At 61.0% G+C, this 14,570-nt stretch carries 14 protein-coding genes; 8 read left to right on the top strand and 6 right to left on the bottom strand.

The features are described 5' to 3' along the window. Positions 1-25 precede the first annotated feature (25 nt). The gene (locus EOD29_RS03110; protein WP_127245898.1) at positions 26-334 is read right to left on the bottom strand and encodes a hypothetical protein; all 309 of its coding nucleotides are present in this window, start codon (positions 332-334) and stop codon (positions 26-28) included. Between the two features lie 197 nt (positions 335-531). On the opposite strand from EOD29_RS03110, the gene EOD29_RS36985 reads away from it, so the two are divergent. Then, positions 532-1,122 carry a KTSC domain-containing protein gene (locus EOD29_RS36985; RefSeq protein WP_245475200.1) on the top strand — a complete coding sequence of 197 codons (591 nt, stop codon included), beginning with the start codon at positions 532-534 and terminating at the stop codon, positions 1,120-1,122. A 93-nt stretch (positions 1,123-1,215) separates the two neighbouring features. Here the strand turns inward: EOD29_RS36985 and EOD29_RS03100 are convergent, their stop codons facing one another. Beyond that, entirely contained in the window at positions 1,216-1,401 is a 186-nt protein-coding gene (locus tag EOD29_RS03100; RefSeq protein ID WP_066994850.1) for a DUF3606 domain-containing protein, read from the bottom strand. Between the two features lie 972 nt (positions 1,402-2,373). Between EOD29_RS03100 and EOD29_RS03095 the strand changes: the two genes are divergently transcribed. Beyond that, entirely contained in the window at positions 2,374-2,601 is a 228-nt protein-coding gene (locus tag EOD29_RS03095; protein WP_127239693.1) for a hypothetical protein, read from the top strand. 329 nt (positions 2,602-2,930) lie between these two features. On the opposite strand, the gene EOD29_RS03090 is transcribed toward EOD29_RS03095, so the two are convergent. Then, positions 2,931-3,254, bottom strand: a complete 324-nt coding sequence (locus tag EOD29_RS03090; RefSeq protein WP_245458926.1) for a hypothetical protein — start codon at positions 3,252-3,254, stop codon at positions 2,931-2,933. Positions 3,255-4,662: 1,408 nt separating this feature from the next. On the opposite strand from EOD29_RS03090, the gene EOD29_RS03085 reads away from it, so the two are divergent. Beyond that, a complete protein-coding gene (locus tag EOD29_RS03085) occupies positions 4,663-4,872 on the top strand; it encodes a hypothetical protein (RefSeq protein WP_127245897.1) in 210 nt (69 codons plus the stop codon). 361 nt (positions 4,873-5,233) lie between these two features. Then, a complete protein-coding gene (locus EOD29_RS36475) occupies positions 5,234-5,338 on the top strand; it encodes a putative RiPP precursor (protein WP_206520447.1) in 105 nt (34 codons plus the stop codon). 705 nt (positions 5,339-6,043) lie between these two features. Here the strand turns inward: EOD29_RS36475 and EOD29_RS03080 are convergent. Next, the gene (locus EOD29_RS03080; RefSeq protein WP_095779495.1) at positions 6,044-6,256 is read right to left on the bottom strand and encodes a hypothetical protein; all 213 of its coding nucleotides are present in this window, start codon (positions 6,254-6,256) and stop codon (positions 6,044-6,046) included. Between the two features lie 395 nt (positions 6,257-6,651). Beyond that, the gene (locus tag EOD29_RS03075; protein ID WP_245475198.1) at positions 6,652-7,092 is read right to left on the bottom strand and encodes a hypothetical protein; all 441 of its coding nucleotides are present in this window, start codon (positions 7,090-7,092) and stop codon (positions 6,652-6,654) included. Positions 7,093-7,456: 364 nt separating this feature from the next. Here EOD29_RS03075 and EOD29_RS03070 point away from each other — a divergent pair, with 364 nt between their 5' ends. Next, positions 7,457-8,371: a YihY/virulence factor BrkB family protein gene (locus EOD29_RS03070; protein WP_127245896.1), complete on the top strand. Its 915-nt coding sequence runs from the start codon at positions 7,457-7,459 to the stop codon at positions 8,369-8,371. A 231-nt stretch (positions 8,372-8,602) separates the two neighbouring features. Here the strand turns inward: EOD29_RS03070 and EOD29_RS03065 are convergent, their stop codons facing one another. Next, on the bottom strand, positions 8,603-9,040 hold the full coding sequence (locus tag EOD29_RS03065; RefSeq protein WP_067320757.1) for a CBS domain-containing protein: 438 nt from the start codon (positions 9,038-9,040) through the stop codon (positions 8,603-8,605). Between the two features lie 295 nt (positions 9,041-9,335). Between EOD29_RS03065 and EOD29_RS03060 the strand changes: the two genes are divergently transcribed. From EOD29_RS03060 to EOD29_RS03050, 3 genes are read left to right on the top strand one after another with little or no spacing between them, the layout of a single operon-like run. Then, positions 9,336-10,466 carry a chemotaxis protein CheB gene (locus EOD29_RS03060; RefSeq protein WP_348630408.1) on the top strand — a complete coding sequence of 377 codons (1,131 nt, stop codon included), beginning with the start codon at positions 9,336-9,338 and terminating at the stop codon, positions 10,464-10,466. Further along, positions 10,420-14,013 (top strand): CheR family methyltransferase, encoded by a 3,594-nt coding sequence (locus tag EOD29_RS03055; protein ID WP_127245894.1) that lies wholly within the window; start codon positions 10,420-10,422, stop codon positions 14,011-14,013. The genes EOD29_RS03060 and EOD29_RS03055 overlap by 47 nt, the downstream gene beginning before the upstream one ends. Beyond that, complete coding sequence (locus EOD29_RS03050; RefSeq protein WP_095802758.1) at positions 14,010-14,390, top strand: response regulator; 381 nt, start codon at positions 14,010-14,012, stop codon at positions 14,388-14,390. The genes EOD29_RS03055 and EOD29_RS03050 overlap by 4 nt, the downstream gene beginning before the upstream one ends. Positions 14,391-14,570: the final 180 nt, after the last annotated feature.

The following is a 14,570-nucleotide window of genomic DNA, read 5'->3' as shown; positions in this document are numbered from 1 at the left end:
GCAATTAACCCGGATAGGGGCGCGTTCAGCCCGCCTTGCGCGGAACGATGTAGCCCGTCCCTTTCGCGCCGCGGGATCGGCCGACGGACCGATGCTGCCTATGGGCTGCAGGCTCGATCGCCGGCGCTGTTTCCATCTGCGATCGCTCAGCGTCATCCGACATGACAAAGGAGAGCGCGATCAGATCGTCGGCGTCGATGCCGCTGCGACCGTTGTCCATATGGTCGGCGACCCTTTGAAATGCCTGCATGTCATCCATGCTCACGTTGGCCGCCCGCAGCCTTTCTTGGAGACCCGTCAACTTGGTGGCCAAGGCGTTGGAAATTTCGATCATAATTGCCTCCGTGGTTCTAATCTTAAGTGCCAGACCGAGGATAAGAGCCTCGAACAGTGCGGGGCCGATGAACAGACTGATTTGCCATTACCTGCTATCGCCCAGCCGCTCGGCCTGCCTGGCAACCTTTGCGAACTCTCCGTCTGTTGAGATGACCTCGAGGGTGGCAGGGGCTGATCCTCGCCAGTCGCGACCCAATGAAATTTCTCGCTAGATGTTTCCTGCCCCCGACCTTTGAGTTGGCCCGTACGACATTTGTCCCGCATTCGCTGGGACCGGTGGCCGAGGTCCAGAATTTTAGGGAACGGTCGCTGTCGGATTTTGTTGATTGGATGCCTGCTGCGCACGTTGCCAGGTTTGCGCACTCAGGTACCAACCTCCAGAATACTCAGCCCGCAGGCTCCGGTCTGCGGGCTTTTTCGATGCCATGGAATGCGGCGCTCGCGCTACCGCTGCCCGTCCGCATCTGGGACGGCGGCGTCGGCTGCGAGACTTGGCTCTTACTCACTAGCTTCGGAAACAAAAGGCCGGCCGGATCGTTCGCTCTATGCCAGACCACCGGGTGCCGTGCCATGCCATCCACCTCGATCAAGAAAACAGAATATGATCCGGCCAAAGGGATTCTTTCCGTATGGTTTGTGACCAGCGGGAAACGCTACGAGTTCGAGGGGGTGCCGCCGGAGACGTTCGCGGCATTCCGATCAGCCTTTGCCAAGGGCCGCTTTTTCAACGCGCACATCCGCAATCGCTTCCGATATCGTCGCGTAACAAGCGATGACGATGATTGACCGGCTATTCAGCGTCCAGTTCAAGCGGCTCGTGCTGCGCTGCTCATGATTTGGCGTGGATCCCGGCGATCGCCGCTGCGTTGGAGCTCTTGGTCATCCGCGAAGCTTTTCGGCCTCGCGTTCCAAGGTTTTCCGGTCGTTGCCGTGCTGTTTGATGAGATCGCGAACCTGTTGCGCCGTCAGCCCGACCTTGTTGGCGAAATGCCGGACTTCGTAGTCATCGTCCGCTGATACCCGGTTGCGGTCACTGCCACCACGCTTGCTCTTGTCGTCTGCCATCGCCTGTTCCTCCGGCAGGGAATAACAGCGGCCGCGCAGGAATGTTCCAGGCGCGGCAAGCGGCAATTTTAGGCGGGACTAACAAAAGTTATCGAAAACGGACTGCTCGCTCGTGCAGGATTAACGTCACTCCGCCCGCCACGGCGGAGGATGGGAGGACCGGCCTCAACAAAGCCGAAGGCCGGGTTACTTGGCCCGTTGCGCGGATCCCTTGGGCGCTGCGACGGGCCAAGGTCGCTTGCGTCAGTCTTTCCTCCAGCGGCGCCTTTCTCGCCAAGCCAGTAGTGTACCATTAACATTGTTACTGCGGACCTGCTAATGAACTGCGTAGATGACTTGGCGGGCGTTGCCCTGGGCTTTGGAGTTGGGTTCGGTTTGCGGCGACAGTGTCACCGACTTGAGAAGCGAACCGATAGCTAGGCCCGTTGTCTAACCTTGGCGGGTCACGGCAACGGGTCTAGCGTTCCTCCGCTTGGGAATGGGATTTCCGGCCGAAGATGAATGTGCCGTCTCTGACGGCGTTCACACTGCCCCCGATACGAGCCCGAAACACCTTCGCGGCATGAGGAGACAGCCCGCCAGCGCTCACAAGGAACTTTAGCGGCATCTAAAAGTTCTCCTCGGGCAATCCCGCACTCCTTGGGTCGAACGATGGCCGAGCTGGCATCAACTTTCGCGTATTCATCAGGGCTGACCGGCGATGATATGCTAAGCGCAGTCGTGTCGTTACTGGCCGGCCTGCTGCTCTATAATGTCATGCGCGAACCAAGCCGATAGGGCTCCTGCCGAGACGAAATTCACAGACCGCGCAGTGACGCCGGACAAAAGTTCGGTGGGCGGCCGTTGCTCGGTAGCGCAGCATGGAGGCAATCGGCTATTTGCCCGGGACCTCAGTCCGATCCAATTGACTCGTAGCTGACTTTTTTTGGGTGTATCCTTTCCCCGTTGTGGCGTATCGGGGTGAGGTAAACGATGCGTGGAATCGATCGCAATGCTGTCCCGCCCAAAAGTGCGGGATGCGGTATAGTTGAACCTGCAGAGGTCAACATTCTGGCCAAGGCGGTGAGTGACTACTGCTCCAGTCACAAGATCGAACGCAAGGACGAGCGCGAAAACGTCGCGGTCAAAGTCATGAGCCTTTTTGGACGCGGTGTGACCGATGCTGACCAGCTGTTGGAAGAACTCGAGAAGGTGCGCTAAAGCCTGGTGCCCTCGGCTGGAACAAGTCCACTAAAGCCGAAGTTCGCGTAGACGGGTTCTGAGCAAAATGAGCGCGTTCGGAAGAGCTTGTGCGAAATGATCCTCAGGCGATGCAGCACTGGGAGAGCGCTCTAGCCGAAAGACGCAACAGATGCCCGTCATTCCAGGAATGGCGGGCATCTATTTTCACTGCTGCCGACGAAGAAGGTGACGCATTTCCTCGCCGGCCCTACCAAATGATGCATCGGGCAAGTTGTTGCTAGCATAACGACCAATGCGCCGGCCTGTCTAACCTCAGTCGAGCGGAAAGAGGTCGTTCCTCGACGGCACTAGTTGGGATCGCCGGACCTCGAGCCCCCATGGGCTCCGCCGCCATAGCTGTCCCCCCGCGACCCTCCGTTGCCGGATTTAAGAAACTTTGGCTTGGGCCCGACGTGAACGTGGTTCTTGTCACCCCATCCATTGCCCGGACGTGTTCCTCCCGATTTGGCAATCGCCCTGGAGTTCAAGCTTGTGCCGAGCAGCAATGTAATGGCCGGAGGAGTCACCGCAGCAAAGCGTCCAGCCTGCTTGAGAAAATCGCGGCGCGCGTTGGCCTCTGAAACAAGCTTTTCGGAATTCTTTTCAATAAGCCTTTTGCTCTCGTTCGGCATTTTAGCACTCCTTTCCTGCAAGATACTTTAATTGCTGTCTGCAAAGAAAGTAGTTCTCCAAAAGGCGTACACCGCGCCGGTGTCCGGAGCGGCCCGGCTCTCTGGCCGACAAAGGCCAGAATTGAGCCGGGCCTGACCGGCGGGGGCTCGGAATCGCAACACGGCGCCGGCTGACCAATGAGCATATACCCCTGATTGTATAGCCGGAACGCATTCATAAGGATAAAGCCGAGCCGGATCAGTGCAGCCAATATCATGGCTTCAAGCTGGCGCTAATATTCGAGCAGGCTGATGGAACCCAAACGGTGCGGTCGGGTTGGTAACATGCGACCGCACTCGTTTTCTCCCATTCAGGGTGCGGCCGCTCTACTCCGTAAGCAACAGAAGCCCGTCGCGCTTGCGCCATTGCGCGACGGGCTTTCTGGTCCACTGAACTTGTAGGTCGATACCCTTCATGTGCGAAGCAGCACCGCGAAGGCGGCTTGACGGCTGAAAACCCAAACAGGTACCCGCCACCGGGGGAGTGTATGGCGGGTACCTGACCTCTCTCCGCCGACGACTGAAGGATTCCGCCGGCTCTACCAAATGTCGGAACGGGCTTAATGTTTCAGTACTGGGACCAATGCGTTTGGATGTCCGACTTCCGTCCGGAGCGACAATGCTTTCAAACCATTGGTTCAACCAACCCGCACTAGACCTGGGAAGTGCTCGGACTGGTCTATGTTTTCATCAGCGCAATTCGATAGGCGCCTTTGTTCGCCACGCCATCCCAGATGAAGAACGCGGCAAGGGCGGCGACGATCAGCAGGATCGGTCGCATGGCTGGAACTCCCTCAAAGCTCCTCGTACGCGCGTGGCCTGATTATCCGCCTGTTCATCTATGTCTACAAGCAGTTGCTAATGTATTGAGAACTCGCCGGGCTCGCCGCCCCATAGCCCAGCCCCAAGCCCGACGAGTGCCGACCCGGGAGGGTACCGGCATCATCCTATTTGCAAGGCTGATGCCAGCATATTCCGTCCTGAAATGAAACAGAGGGTGTGTCAGCGTGCGCAGGCTTGAACGATGGCAAAGCCTATATGCCGATGACAACCGGTACGGAAACACTCCTCCTGCCCGAGACAAACGGATCATCAAGAAAATGTTCCGTCATCGCGGAACACCTCGCATTCGAAGAGGTTTGGGGCGCGGCGGCGCAATTCCCTCCCGATCATGTGCACAGCCGCCGGGCGGAGCCTCCCATTCTCCGCAGGCCCGCTCCCTGGCTCCCATCAGGGGCGGGCCGTTCTTTCAGATCGCGCTAAGGGAACGCTTACGGGAGTTCCATATTGAATCAAATTCGAGTTTCCCATTGGGGTTCGCATGCGCAAGCCTGCCGGCAGAGCCAGGCACGAATAGGAGTTCACCGCCATGGCGATCCGCCAAAGAGCACTGGAAGCGGAAATTTTCGATCCGGAAGAGCTGGAAATTCTGGCCCGCGTCTTCGACCGCTTGAAAAATGATGGCCAAACGACCGAGCAGCGTGAGGCGCTGGCCTCTCGCATCATCGCCAACTTCATGGCGGGAATTGTGGACGAGAATGAACTGGTTTCGCTATCCAGGCTACCTTTAGGTAGGTAACGGTCTGAACGGACTGGACTGCCTGCCGCCCGCCGCCTTGTGAATATTCGTCATTGTTGCCGCTGGGCTACAGCCCTTTGGGCGCGACTGTATTAGGAAACGCTTGTGCGGGGTTCCCGGAATCGGGCGGACCATCTGGGAAAGGGGCGCACAGCAGTTTTGAGGGAAGATGGCCCGTCGGCTTTGGTCGGCGGGCTTTTCTTTTGTATGGCCTTGTCTGTAGGGCCTTCTCGTCGATCAGCGCCGCTTCCTCGTGCTTCGGCCCTTCGTCGCTACTTCCGGACCTACATCTTTTTTTAAATGACGGTCGGGTGCTGCCTCAGCCAGATCGGCGAGCCAACTTCAGCAAGGGGGATTCGCCATGAAGCGCACCTATGAAAAGCCCGTCCTGGTCAAGCGTGACCGCCTGTCCGCCGTTACGGCCGTGATGGTCGTCTCGCTCGTGAACGGCGCGACGTCCCAATAGGACGATGCCCGTCACCCCAGGCAGGAAATGGCGGGCATCTATCTAGCTGCTACCGACCAGGAAGGTGACGCACTTCCTCACCGGCTCTATCAAATGATGCAGCGAGGCTTAGGTTTCAGCATGGGGACCAAAGCGTCAGCCTCTCGGACTTGTGTCGCATCGGCGGAAGCGATCATTCTGCCAATCGTCCCGGTTGGGTCGCGCGGCGTGTGTCTCAGCTGAGGTTCACCGCGCCGCGAAAGGCGTTTCCTCAACGCCCATTCGACCTCCCCAGGCGGGCGGGCTCTTTGCTTGTCTTGGAACAATTCGGTGCCGCTGCAGTTCGCATTCTGGGTGCAGCTCCCGGCAAACAGAGGACGGTCGAGCGCGCCTTGGTCGGGTTGCCCCCGACGCAAAGACCCCGCCCGCGGAGGAGGTGCGGCGGGCTCTTCTGCTGATCCGGCTAATTCAGCCTGGCCGGCGGCTCGCCGGGATAGCAGTAGTGATTACTATCCGCAGGCCGACCGGGGTATAATCTCCAATGGCCGTTCGGATAGCGGTTGTCCTGGCGCTTCTCGCCGCCTTCGCCTACGGGTTCGCAAAACTCGTAGAGCGGTATGGCGGTGCGGGCAATGATCCCGCATCACCCTGCGGAAAGGTGCCAAGCGTCGATTGCCCGGACCCGAATGCGCCGCCTCCCTTTCCCAAGCCCGACCGGACGGAGCCTCAAAGGCAATCCGGTGCGTCAAGCCTGAAGGCATATTTGTAAATTGCGCGGTTTCCTTCATCGGTCACCCGCACCCAGAAATGTTCATCCCGTCTCGCCAGGACGTCTTTGCCGGTGACTTTCTGAGCAGCCTCCCAAGGGGCACGGGCATTGGCAACGTGATAAGCCACCACCTGGTCGCCAGCCATCTCTTCAACTCGGTATGTCTTCATGATCGCTCCAAGCAGCGACCCGAACTTGGAGCGAGGAGGGTTGTTCCGGGTCTTCCATTTTCGCTCGCCCATAGCGTGCAGGGCAGCCTTGGGCGCCTCTAGGCGGGGCAGGTGGCCCGGTAGCCTTGGGTGGCTATGGGGTGGCCACCGGGCCTTGGCCGGCAGGGGCTTAGGGAACACGATGCCGGCGAACGAGTATATGCGCATCTACTAATAAATCAAAATTCAGCCAAAAGGCCGAGCTGGCCCTTGAAACGCAAACATGACGGCTGGACGCTCCAAGAGCTGATCGATGCGGGCATGTCTGCCACGGCCGGCTGCCTCGACTGCCGTCGTCATGCTCGATTACCGGCGGTCCGCGACCGCTTCGGCCCAGAACATCAATCTGGCCCCAATCAGCCCAGTTTGGAGAGCCGGTTGAAATTTGTTCGGACCCGGCGGCCGGCAGGTTTGAGTGCTGCGACCATGGAATCCTTCAGAGCACCGCCGCTTAGAAAAGACGGGCTCCGGCCGGATAGAACTTCAGGCCAAAACCTTAAAGCCGATCGTAAGATCACCAATTGTGCAGCCGCCATGCCTTCGGCGAAGGCGAGCGCCTTCTCGTTGACCGCAAGCATCGCCTCAATCCCTTTCGGGGCACGGCTGCTTGCATCCAAAGCAATCAGCGGAAGGCGCATGGCGACGACAGCGGGTGCCAACATCAGGTCTCCACAAAGCGAGAATGCATTTTGGGTGTGGCGCTTCTTGCGAGTTGACATTGTGCCCCCATCTGGACCCGGCTGTTCAGCCAATACGCGCCAATCCGGGGTTTGTTCCTGGAGGATGGCGGCCTTCATGAGTCCGTCATAAGGTGCGAATACATTAGCGAGGCCGGATGTCCCATCATCGGCTCCTACAAAGTCTCCTGCCCGGTTTCGGCCGGGCATTCTTTTAGCCTTCAACGAGCGCCAGCTTCGATCTGATCGCGCAGTCGCGTTCACGACGGCATCGGCAGCGTGAAGGCCCAGCGCGATGTCCAAAAGACCCCGCAAGCGAATAGATCGGAACCTCCCGCCCGCGGCGTCATTGACCTCTGCGGGCCGCGTCAGCCGGACCTGGTGGCAAAGAGAACAGGGTCGTTTTTCCGGCTTCACATCCTGGCCAACGAAAAGGCAGTCGAGCTCTTGTCCACCCGACCCGCTTCAGTTCGGTGTCGAGCGCATGGCGAAAGACAGGAAATCGAAGACCGGCTGGCTTCAGGAAGCCTGGCTTCTGCTGAAGGAAAGCGTCAGCGGTTATATGGATGACAACGCGCTGAGCCACGGGGCGGCGATTGCCTTCTATGCCACCACCTCTCTTGCGCCGATCCTTCTGATCGTGGTGGCGGTCGCAGGTCTCGTCGTCGGCAAGGACGCCGCCCAGCTCGCGCTCTCGGCCCAGATATCGGGCGTGATGGGTCCGCAGAGCGCCGACCTCTTGAAGGCGACGATCGAGACCGCTTCGCGTCCCTGGTCCGGCGCGCTTGCCACCATTATCGGGCTGGTGACGCTCCTGATCACAGCTTCCGGCGTCTTTGGCGAGATGCAGCAGTCGCTGAATGAGATCTGGAAGGTCGAGCCAAGGGCCATGTCGCTCTCGCGTTTGGTGCGGGCGAGGGCGGCGAGCCTTGGTCTCGTCGCCGCGCTCGGCTTCATGCTGCTCGTGTCGCTCGCGGCGAGCACGGCCATCTCGCTGTTGGCCGATGTCATCAACCAACACCTGCCGTTCGGCGAACTGATTGTGAGTTCGATCAACACGATCGTATCGTTCGCGTTGATCGCGCTGCTCTTCGCGGCGATTTACAAGGTCCTGCCGGACCGCAGTCTCAAATGGCGCGATGTCGCTGTCGGTGCGCTGGTCACCGCGCTTCTCTTCACCATCGGCAAGTCGCTGATCGGCTGGTACATCGGCAGCAGTTCGATCGCCACTTCCTATGGCGCCGCCGGCGCGCTGATGGTGGTGCTGCTATGGGTCTATTACTCGGCTCAAATCTTTCTGTTCGGCGCCGAAATCACGCGCGCCTATTCGGTGAGCAGCGGAAGCCGGGCCGACCTCAGGCGGGTTATGAAGCCGGAGGTCGGAAAGACGGAGAGGTGACGGTCAAGCAACGCCGGAGAACGCAACACTGCGCGCGACCCTCTGCCTAAAGAGATCAGGCGTTGGGCCAGACAGCGTTGGCTTAGGCTGACAACCTGAGAGGGATCGTCGCCACCTGTCGGTCCATCAGGTCGTGATTAGGTTGCGAAGCCGCGATGAGGCCGCCGCAACCCAGTCACGCCCGGCGGGCGTCAACCGACGATCAAACAGACCCCGATGTCGTCGTTGTCATCAATGGGCGGTCTGCGAATGAACACCGCCCGGCGCCGAAATGCCGCTCAAAGCCTCTCCAGCCTCCCGTGTTTCACCCTTTCTTGCGAGGTCTCCGAGGGAGATGATGCCAACGAGCCGTTTGTCTCGGTTCAGAACCGGGAGCCGGCGCACCTGCAAGTCTCCCATGTTAGCAAGAACATGATCGACGTCTTCGTCATCGAAGCAATATCTTACCTCTTGGCTCATGACATCGCGCACCCTGGTATCGGGACCTTTGCCCAGCGCTATCCCGCGGATGACCATGTCCCGGTCGGTGATCATCCCCACCAGCCGGTCATTTTCACCGACAGGCACGACGCCGGCGTCGAGCTTGCCCATCATCAGCGCCACCTCGCGGATCGACTGTTCGGGATTCGCGACGGCAACGTCCTTTGTCATGCAACTGCCGACCTTCATGGCTATCTCCCTTTGTTGCGGAGCCCACCCGCCGAACCTGAACTGAGAAAACAAATGCTCGGCGCTATTGGTTCCTTCAAATCTCGCGCGGGAGAGGGCATGGAAAGTTCCGCCGTGGGGCTCGAATGCCAGCCGGACAGGCGACCGGTCCTTGCGCAGGCCCGAGGGAAGCAAGGCCGGCAGCCCATCGCCCATGTTCGGCCGAGACCCGCTCGTACTGGTGCGATCCCGGTGATCGTTGCTTTCGTTGCGTGCGCGGTTCATGGAACAGAGTCCTGCCTTCGGCCATTGTGTTATGGGCCGGGGGCGACCTGATAGGGGAGCCATGGCCGACTTTCGAAACCGGATCTCACCTGCCCGCGACGCCGAGACGAGCTCGCGGCAAGCTAAGGCGCGCAACCGCTCCATCATCGTCATCGGGGCGTCCGCTGGCGGGGTTGAGCCCCTGAAAGCGATCGTGAGCGACCTGCCTGCCGATCTACCGGCGGCCGTGTTCGTCGTGGTCCATGTCGGCCAGGTCAGCTATCTGCCGGAAATCCTCGACCGTGCGGGAGCGCTGAAAGCCTCCGGCGCCAAGAACGGCGAGTCCTTCAAGATGGGAAACATCTATGTCGCGCCGCCCGGCTTCCATCTTCTTCTGCATGACGATCACATGATGCTGCGCCGCGGCCCGCGCGAAAACCTCGCGCGGCCGGCGGTAGACCCGCTGTTCCGCTCGGCGGCGCTGAGCTTCGGCGCAAGCGTCGTCGGCGTGCTGCTGTCGGGCGCGCTTTCCGACGGCACCGCCGGCCTGCGGGCAATCAAGGCGGTCGGCGGCCTCGCGGTGGTCCAGCATCCCAAGGACGCGCTGGTGCCTTCCATGGTGGAAAGCGCGCTGCGTTATGTCGACATCGATCATTGCGAACCCGCCGCCAAACTCGGCGGCTTGCTGGGCAAGCTGGCGGCCGAGCCGGCCGGAGAAACGTTGCCGGCCCCACCGACGGTCAGGCTGGAGGCCGCAATCGCGGCACAGGAGCATTCGACCATGAAAGAACCAGATCGACTTGGGCAACTGTCGGTGTTTACATGCCCGGAATGCCACGGGCCGCTGTGGGAGATCGAGGACGGTGACATGCTGCGCTATCGGTGCCATACCGGGCACGCTTTCACCGCCGATGCGATCATGGAGGCGCAGGCGATCGAGGCGGACGAGATCCTGTGGAGCCTGCTGCGGTCGCATCAGCAGCGGGCGGAGTTTGCCCGGCGCATGGCGGAGCGGGAGAAGACGCGACATCGCTCCCAACTCGCCAGCGAGTTCGGCAAGCGGGCGAGGGAATACGAAGCGGATGCCTCCGTCATCAAGCGCATCCTGGAAAGCAGGCGGACACAGGTAACAGGCAATGGCGCAGGCGGCGAGGAAGGCAAGCACAAGGAAGGCACGGACTAGCCCGCGCCAGGATGAGAGAGAGCCCGCGCTGTTCCCTGTCATCGGCATCGGCGCATCGGCCGGCGGCATCGCGGCGTTGCAGAAGTTCTTTCCGGAAGTGCCGGCCGACAGCGGCTTTGCCTATGTCGTGATCCAACACCTCGATGCCGAGCATGAGAGTGTGCTCGCGAGCATCATCCAGCGCTCCACCGCGATCGAAACGCAGACCGCGGTCGAAGGCGCGGAAGTCGAGCCGAACAACATCTACGTCATCCCGCCGGGCGTCTCGGTGACCATCCGGGGACAGCGTTTCAACATGGCCAAGATGGCCGCCACGCGCGCGAAGCGGACGCCGATCGACGATTTCTTCACGTCCCTGGCACAGGATCAAGGGGAGGATGCGGCCGGGCTGATCCTCTCCGGAACCGGCAGCGACGGCACGATCGGGCTCAGGGCAATAAAGGAACATGGCGGCCTAACGCTGGCGCAGCAGAGCGCCGAATATGATGGCATGATGCGCAGCGCCGTGCAGAGCGGCCTGGTTGACATGGTGCTGCCGGCCGAGGAGATGGCTGCGAAGCTCGTCGGCTATTTCAGCCGCGCCAACCGCGATGAAAGCGAACGCGACCGCCGCAAGCGCGAAGTGGGCGAACAGCTTTCGCGGATCACGGGGCTGTTGCGTACGCGCACGGGCCATGATTTCAGCGGCTACAAGGACAACACCATCCTGCGGCGCATCCAACGCCGCATGCAGGTGCTGCAGATCGACGATCCCACGGCTTTCTACGAGCGGCTGCGCGACGAGCCGCAGCAGGTCGACCTTCTGTTCCAGGACCTGCTCATCGGCGTGACCAGCTTCTTCCGGGACCCGCAGGCCTTCGATGCGCTAGAGAGCTTGGTTATTCCGAAGCTTTTCGGGGGCCGCAAGCCGGACGAGACGATCAGGGCCTGGGTGCCCGGCTGCGCCACCGGAGAGGAAGCCTATTCGATCGCCATGCTTTTGAAGGAGAACGCGCCGCGGGGCGCCGCTTCTCCCAACCTGCAGATCTTCGCCACCGACATCGACGAGCGTGCGCTGGAAGTGGCGCGCGCCGGCCGCTATCCGGCGACCGTCGCAAGCGACATCACGCCGAAGCGCCTGAAGGAATTCTTCTCGCGCGAGGACGGCACATATCGTGTTTCCGCCGAGTTGCGGGAAGCCTGCCTGTTCTCGGCGCACAATCTGTTGCGCGACCCGCCGTTTTCCAAGCTGGACCTCATCGCCTGCCGCAACCTCTTGATCTATATGGGGCCGGAGCTGCAGGAGAAGATCATCCCGATCTTCCATTATGCGTTGCGCAATAACGGCTATCTCTTCCTCGGCTCGTCCGAGAACGTTACGCGCCATGCGCGCCTGTTCTCGACCATCGACAAGGCGACCCGCATCTTCCAGAAGCGCAGTGAGGTCGCCGCGCAACGCCTGCCGGAATTCCCACTTGCCGCCGCCGCCAGGCAGGCTGTTCCCAGCACGCGCCCGCGGGCAACGACAGGAACCCTGCAAGAAGTTGCAGAACGCTTCCTGGTCGAGCGCTATGCTCCGGCCTACGTGGTCATCAACGCCGCCGGCGAATTGATGCACAGCTCGGGCGGGACAGGCAAATATCTGGAACTTGCCGCCGGCGCGCCCGACCACAACGTCTTCTCCATGGCCCGTCGCGGGCTGCGCATGGATCTGCGCGCTGCCCTTCACAAGGCAGTCAGCACCGGACAGATGGCGGTGCAGAACAATATCAGCATCGGCACCAATGGCGGACGCCAGACGATCAGCCTCGCCGTGCAGCCGCTGCCGGTCGACGGCAATTCGGATCCGCTCTACATGCTGGTCTTCCGCGATATCGGCGGGATAAAGGCGGAGGCAGAGGACGAGCCCGTCCACACGACCGACGATGTCGAAAGCGCCAATGTCAGTCAGCTCGAAAAGGAGCTGCGGGAAACCAGGGAACGGCTGCAGATCACGACGGAGGAGCTAGAATCCTCCAACGAGGAGTTGAAATCCTCCAACGAAGAACTGTCCTCTATCAACGAGGAGCTGCAATCGTCCAACGAGGAGTTGGAGACCTCCAAGGAGGAGCTGCAATCGATCAACGAGGAACTGCAGACCGTCAATGCCGAGCTCAACATCCGCGTCGACGAGCTCAGCCGCGCCAACAACGACATGTCCAACCTGCTCGAAAGCACGCAGATCGCGACCGTGTTCCTCGATCGCGACCTTTGTATCAAGAGCTTCACGCCGACGGCACGCGACCTGTTCAGGCTGGTCGAAAGCGATGTCGGCCGGCCGCTCGCGCATGTGCGGCCGCGCTTTGCCGCGGACCGGCTGCAGGCAGACATGGAGCAGGTGCTGCAGCGGCTGGGCACGATAGAAAGGCAGGTGGAAGGCACCGAAAGCGGCAAGCGCTACATCATGCGCGTGATGCCCTACCGCACCGTCGACAATGTCATCGCCGGCGTCGTCGTCACCTTCGTCGACATTACCCAGATCGCGCAGGCGGAGGAAAAGATCGGCGCGCTGTCGCACGACCTGCGCAACCGCCTCGAAAGCCTGGAGACTGTTCTGGATCTTGTGCCTGTCGGCATCTTGATCGCCGAAGACGACGACGGCGATGCCATCCGCGCCAATCGCCGCGCGGCCGAGCTCGCCGGCCGGCGCGCGGCGGACGGCAAGCTCAGCACTGTGCCGGCGGTCCTGCCGCTAATGGTGAACGGCTCCAAGGTGGAGACGCACGAGCAGCCGCTGCAGAAGGCGATGCGAACGGGCAAGCCCGTCCGCGGCTACGAAGCCCGAATCGCGCAGGCGGACGGCTCAAGCATCGACGTGATGATGTCGGCCAATCCGCTGTTTGACGAGTCCGGCAGGGTTCGGGGCGCTATTGCGGCCCTGGTCGATGTCTCGAACCATAAGGAGGCCGAGCGCGCTCAGGAGAGGCTGCTGCACGAGCTGCAGCATCGTGTGAAGAACATCCTAGCCACGATCACCGCACTGACCTCGCGCATGATCCGCTCGTCAAGCTCAATGGGGGAATTCGCGACATCATTCCATGAGCGACTGCACGCGATGGCGCGCACGCATGAGGTCCTGTCTTCCCACAATTGGGGCGACGCCGACCTCGAGGAACTGCTGAGGGCGACGTTTTCCCCCTACAGCACCACGGGACGCCAGAATCTAGTCGTTCACGGCCGGCCGTTCCACCTCGATGCGGCAACGGCGGCGGCACTCGGCATGGTGTTCTTCGAGCTTGCCAGCAACGCCGCCAAATATGGGGCGCTTTCCGTCGACACCGGACGCGTCGAGGTCTCCTGGAACGTGGTGAAGCCGGGCATGCTTTCGATCAGCTGGAAGGAACTCGGCGGTCCGGCCGTGGAAGAGCCATCCCGCAGAAATTTTGGAACCACTTTCATCCAGCAGAGTTTGGAGTACGAGTTGAGGGGGAGTGTCGAATTGAACTTCCGGCCCACCGGCCTGGAGTGCCTGCTTGAAATCCCCCTTGCCCGAACCGAAGCCTTCGAGCCGCTGCCCGGCTACGCATGAACAAGAGCGCTCCATTATCGGGCCTGCGAATCCTCGTCGTCGAGGACGCTTTCCTGGTTGCGCTCGACCTCTCCGACGAACTGACCGATGCGGGCTGCCATGTGGTGGGGCCCGCGCCCTCGGTCCAACAGGCGCTCGAGCAGATCGATGGCGTCGAACTCGATGGGGCGGTGCTCGACGTGAACCTGCATGGCGAACGCAGTTTCCCGCTTGCCGAGCACCTCGCAGCGCGCCACGTTCCTTTCCTCTTCCTCACCGGCTATGACAGCGCAACGGTCTTTCCCGATCAGTTCCGGGATTCGCCGAGACTGTCGAAGCCAGTAGACTCCAAAGTGCTGATCGAGGCGGTCGCGCGATTTGGCGCGCATAAGCACTGAGGCTTCGGGGCGCCTCGCCTTTGGCAATCGGCTTCTTGCAAGCGTTCGCAACATCCAATGCAGGCATTGGTCCCGTCTGGCATCGTGGAGGACTTTTCCACTCTCCGCTGCTGTTGATCCGTTGGCTGACGAACGATCGCAGGATCGCGAGCGACCAGGTCAATAGCCGAAGCACCAACA

Source organism: Mesorhizobium sp. M1A.T.Ca.IN.004.03.1.1 (genome assembly GCF_003997555.1).
Classification (GTDB): Bacteria; Pseudomonadota; Alphaproteobacteria; order Rhizobiales; family Rhizobiaceae; genus Mesorhizobium.
Note: the sequence above shows the minus strand (reverse complement) of the source record. Positions and strands in the feature narration are given on the sequence as shown.

Bases quoted from the DNA above. Each gene is read 5' to 3' on its own strand.
- EOD29_RS03110 (WP_127245898.1), bottom strand. From the start codon at position 334: ATGATCGAAATTTCCAACGCCTTGGCCACCAAGTTGACGGGTCTCCAA.
- EOD29_RS36985 (WP_245475200.1), top strand. From the start codon at position 532: ATGAAATTTCTCGCTAGATGTTTCCTGCCCCCGACCTTTGAGTTGGCC.
- EOD29_RS03100 (WP_066994850.1), bottom strand. From the start codon at position 1,401: ATGGCAGACGACAAGAGCAAGCGTGGTGGCAGTGACCGCAACCGGGTA.
- EOD29_RS03095 (WP_127239693.1), top strand. From the start codon at position 2,374: ATGCGTGGAATCGATCGCAATGCTGTCCCGCCCAAAAGTGCGGGATGC.
- EOD29_RS03090 (WP_245458926.1), bottom strand. From the start codon at position 3,254: ATGCCGAACGAGAGCAAAAGGCTTATTGAAAAGAATTCCGAAAAGCTT.
- EOD29_RS03085 (WP_127245897.1), top strand. From the start codon at position 4,663: ATGGCGATCCGCCAAAGAGCACTGGAAGCGGAAATTTTCGATCCGGAA.
- EOD29_RS36475 (WP_206520447.1), top strand. From the start codon at position 5,234: ATGAAGCGCACCTATGAAAAGCCCGTCCTGGTCAAGCGTGACCGCCTG.
- EOD29_RS03080 (WP_095779495.1), bottom strand. From the start codon at position 6,256: ATGAAGACATACCGAGTTGAAGAGATGGCTGGCGACCAGGTGGTGGCT.
- EOD29_RS03075 (WP_245475198.1), bottom strand. From the start codon at position 7,092: ATGAAGGCCGCCATCCTCCAGGAACAAACCCCGGATTGGCGCGTATTG.
- EOD29_RS03070 (WP_127245896.1), top strand. From the start codon at position 7,457: ATGGCGAAAGACAGGAAATCGAAGACCGGCTGGCTTCAGGAAGCCTGG.
- EOD29_RS03065 (WP_067320757.1), bottom strand. From the start codon at position 9,040: ATGAAGGTCGGCAGTTGCATGACAAAGGACGTTGCCGTCGCGAATCCC.
- EOD29_RS03060 (WP_348630408.1), top strand. From the start codon at position 9,336: ATGGGCCGGGGGCGACCTGATAGGGGAGCCATGGCCGACTTTCGAAAC.
- EOD29_RS03055 (WP_127245894.1), top strand. From the start codon at position 10,420: ATGGCGCAGGCGGCGAGGAAGGCAAGCACAAGGAAGGCACGGACTAGC.
- EOD29_RS03050 (WP_095802758.1), top strand. From the start codon at position 14,010: ATGAACAAGAGCGCTCCATTATCGGGCCTGCGAATCCTCGTCGTCGAG.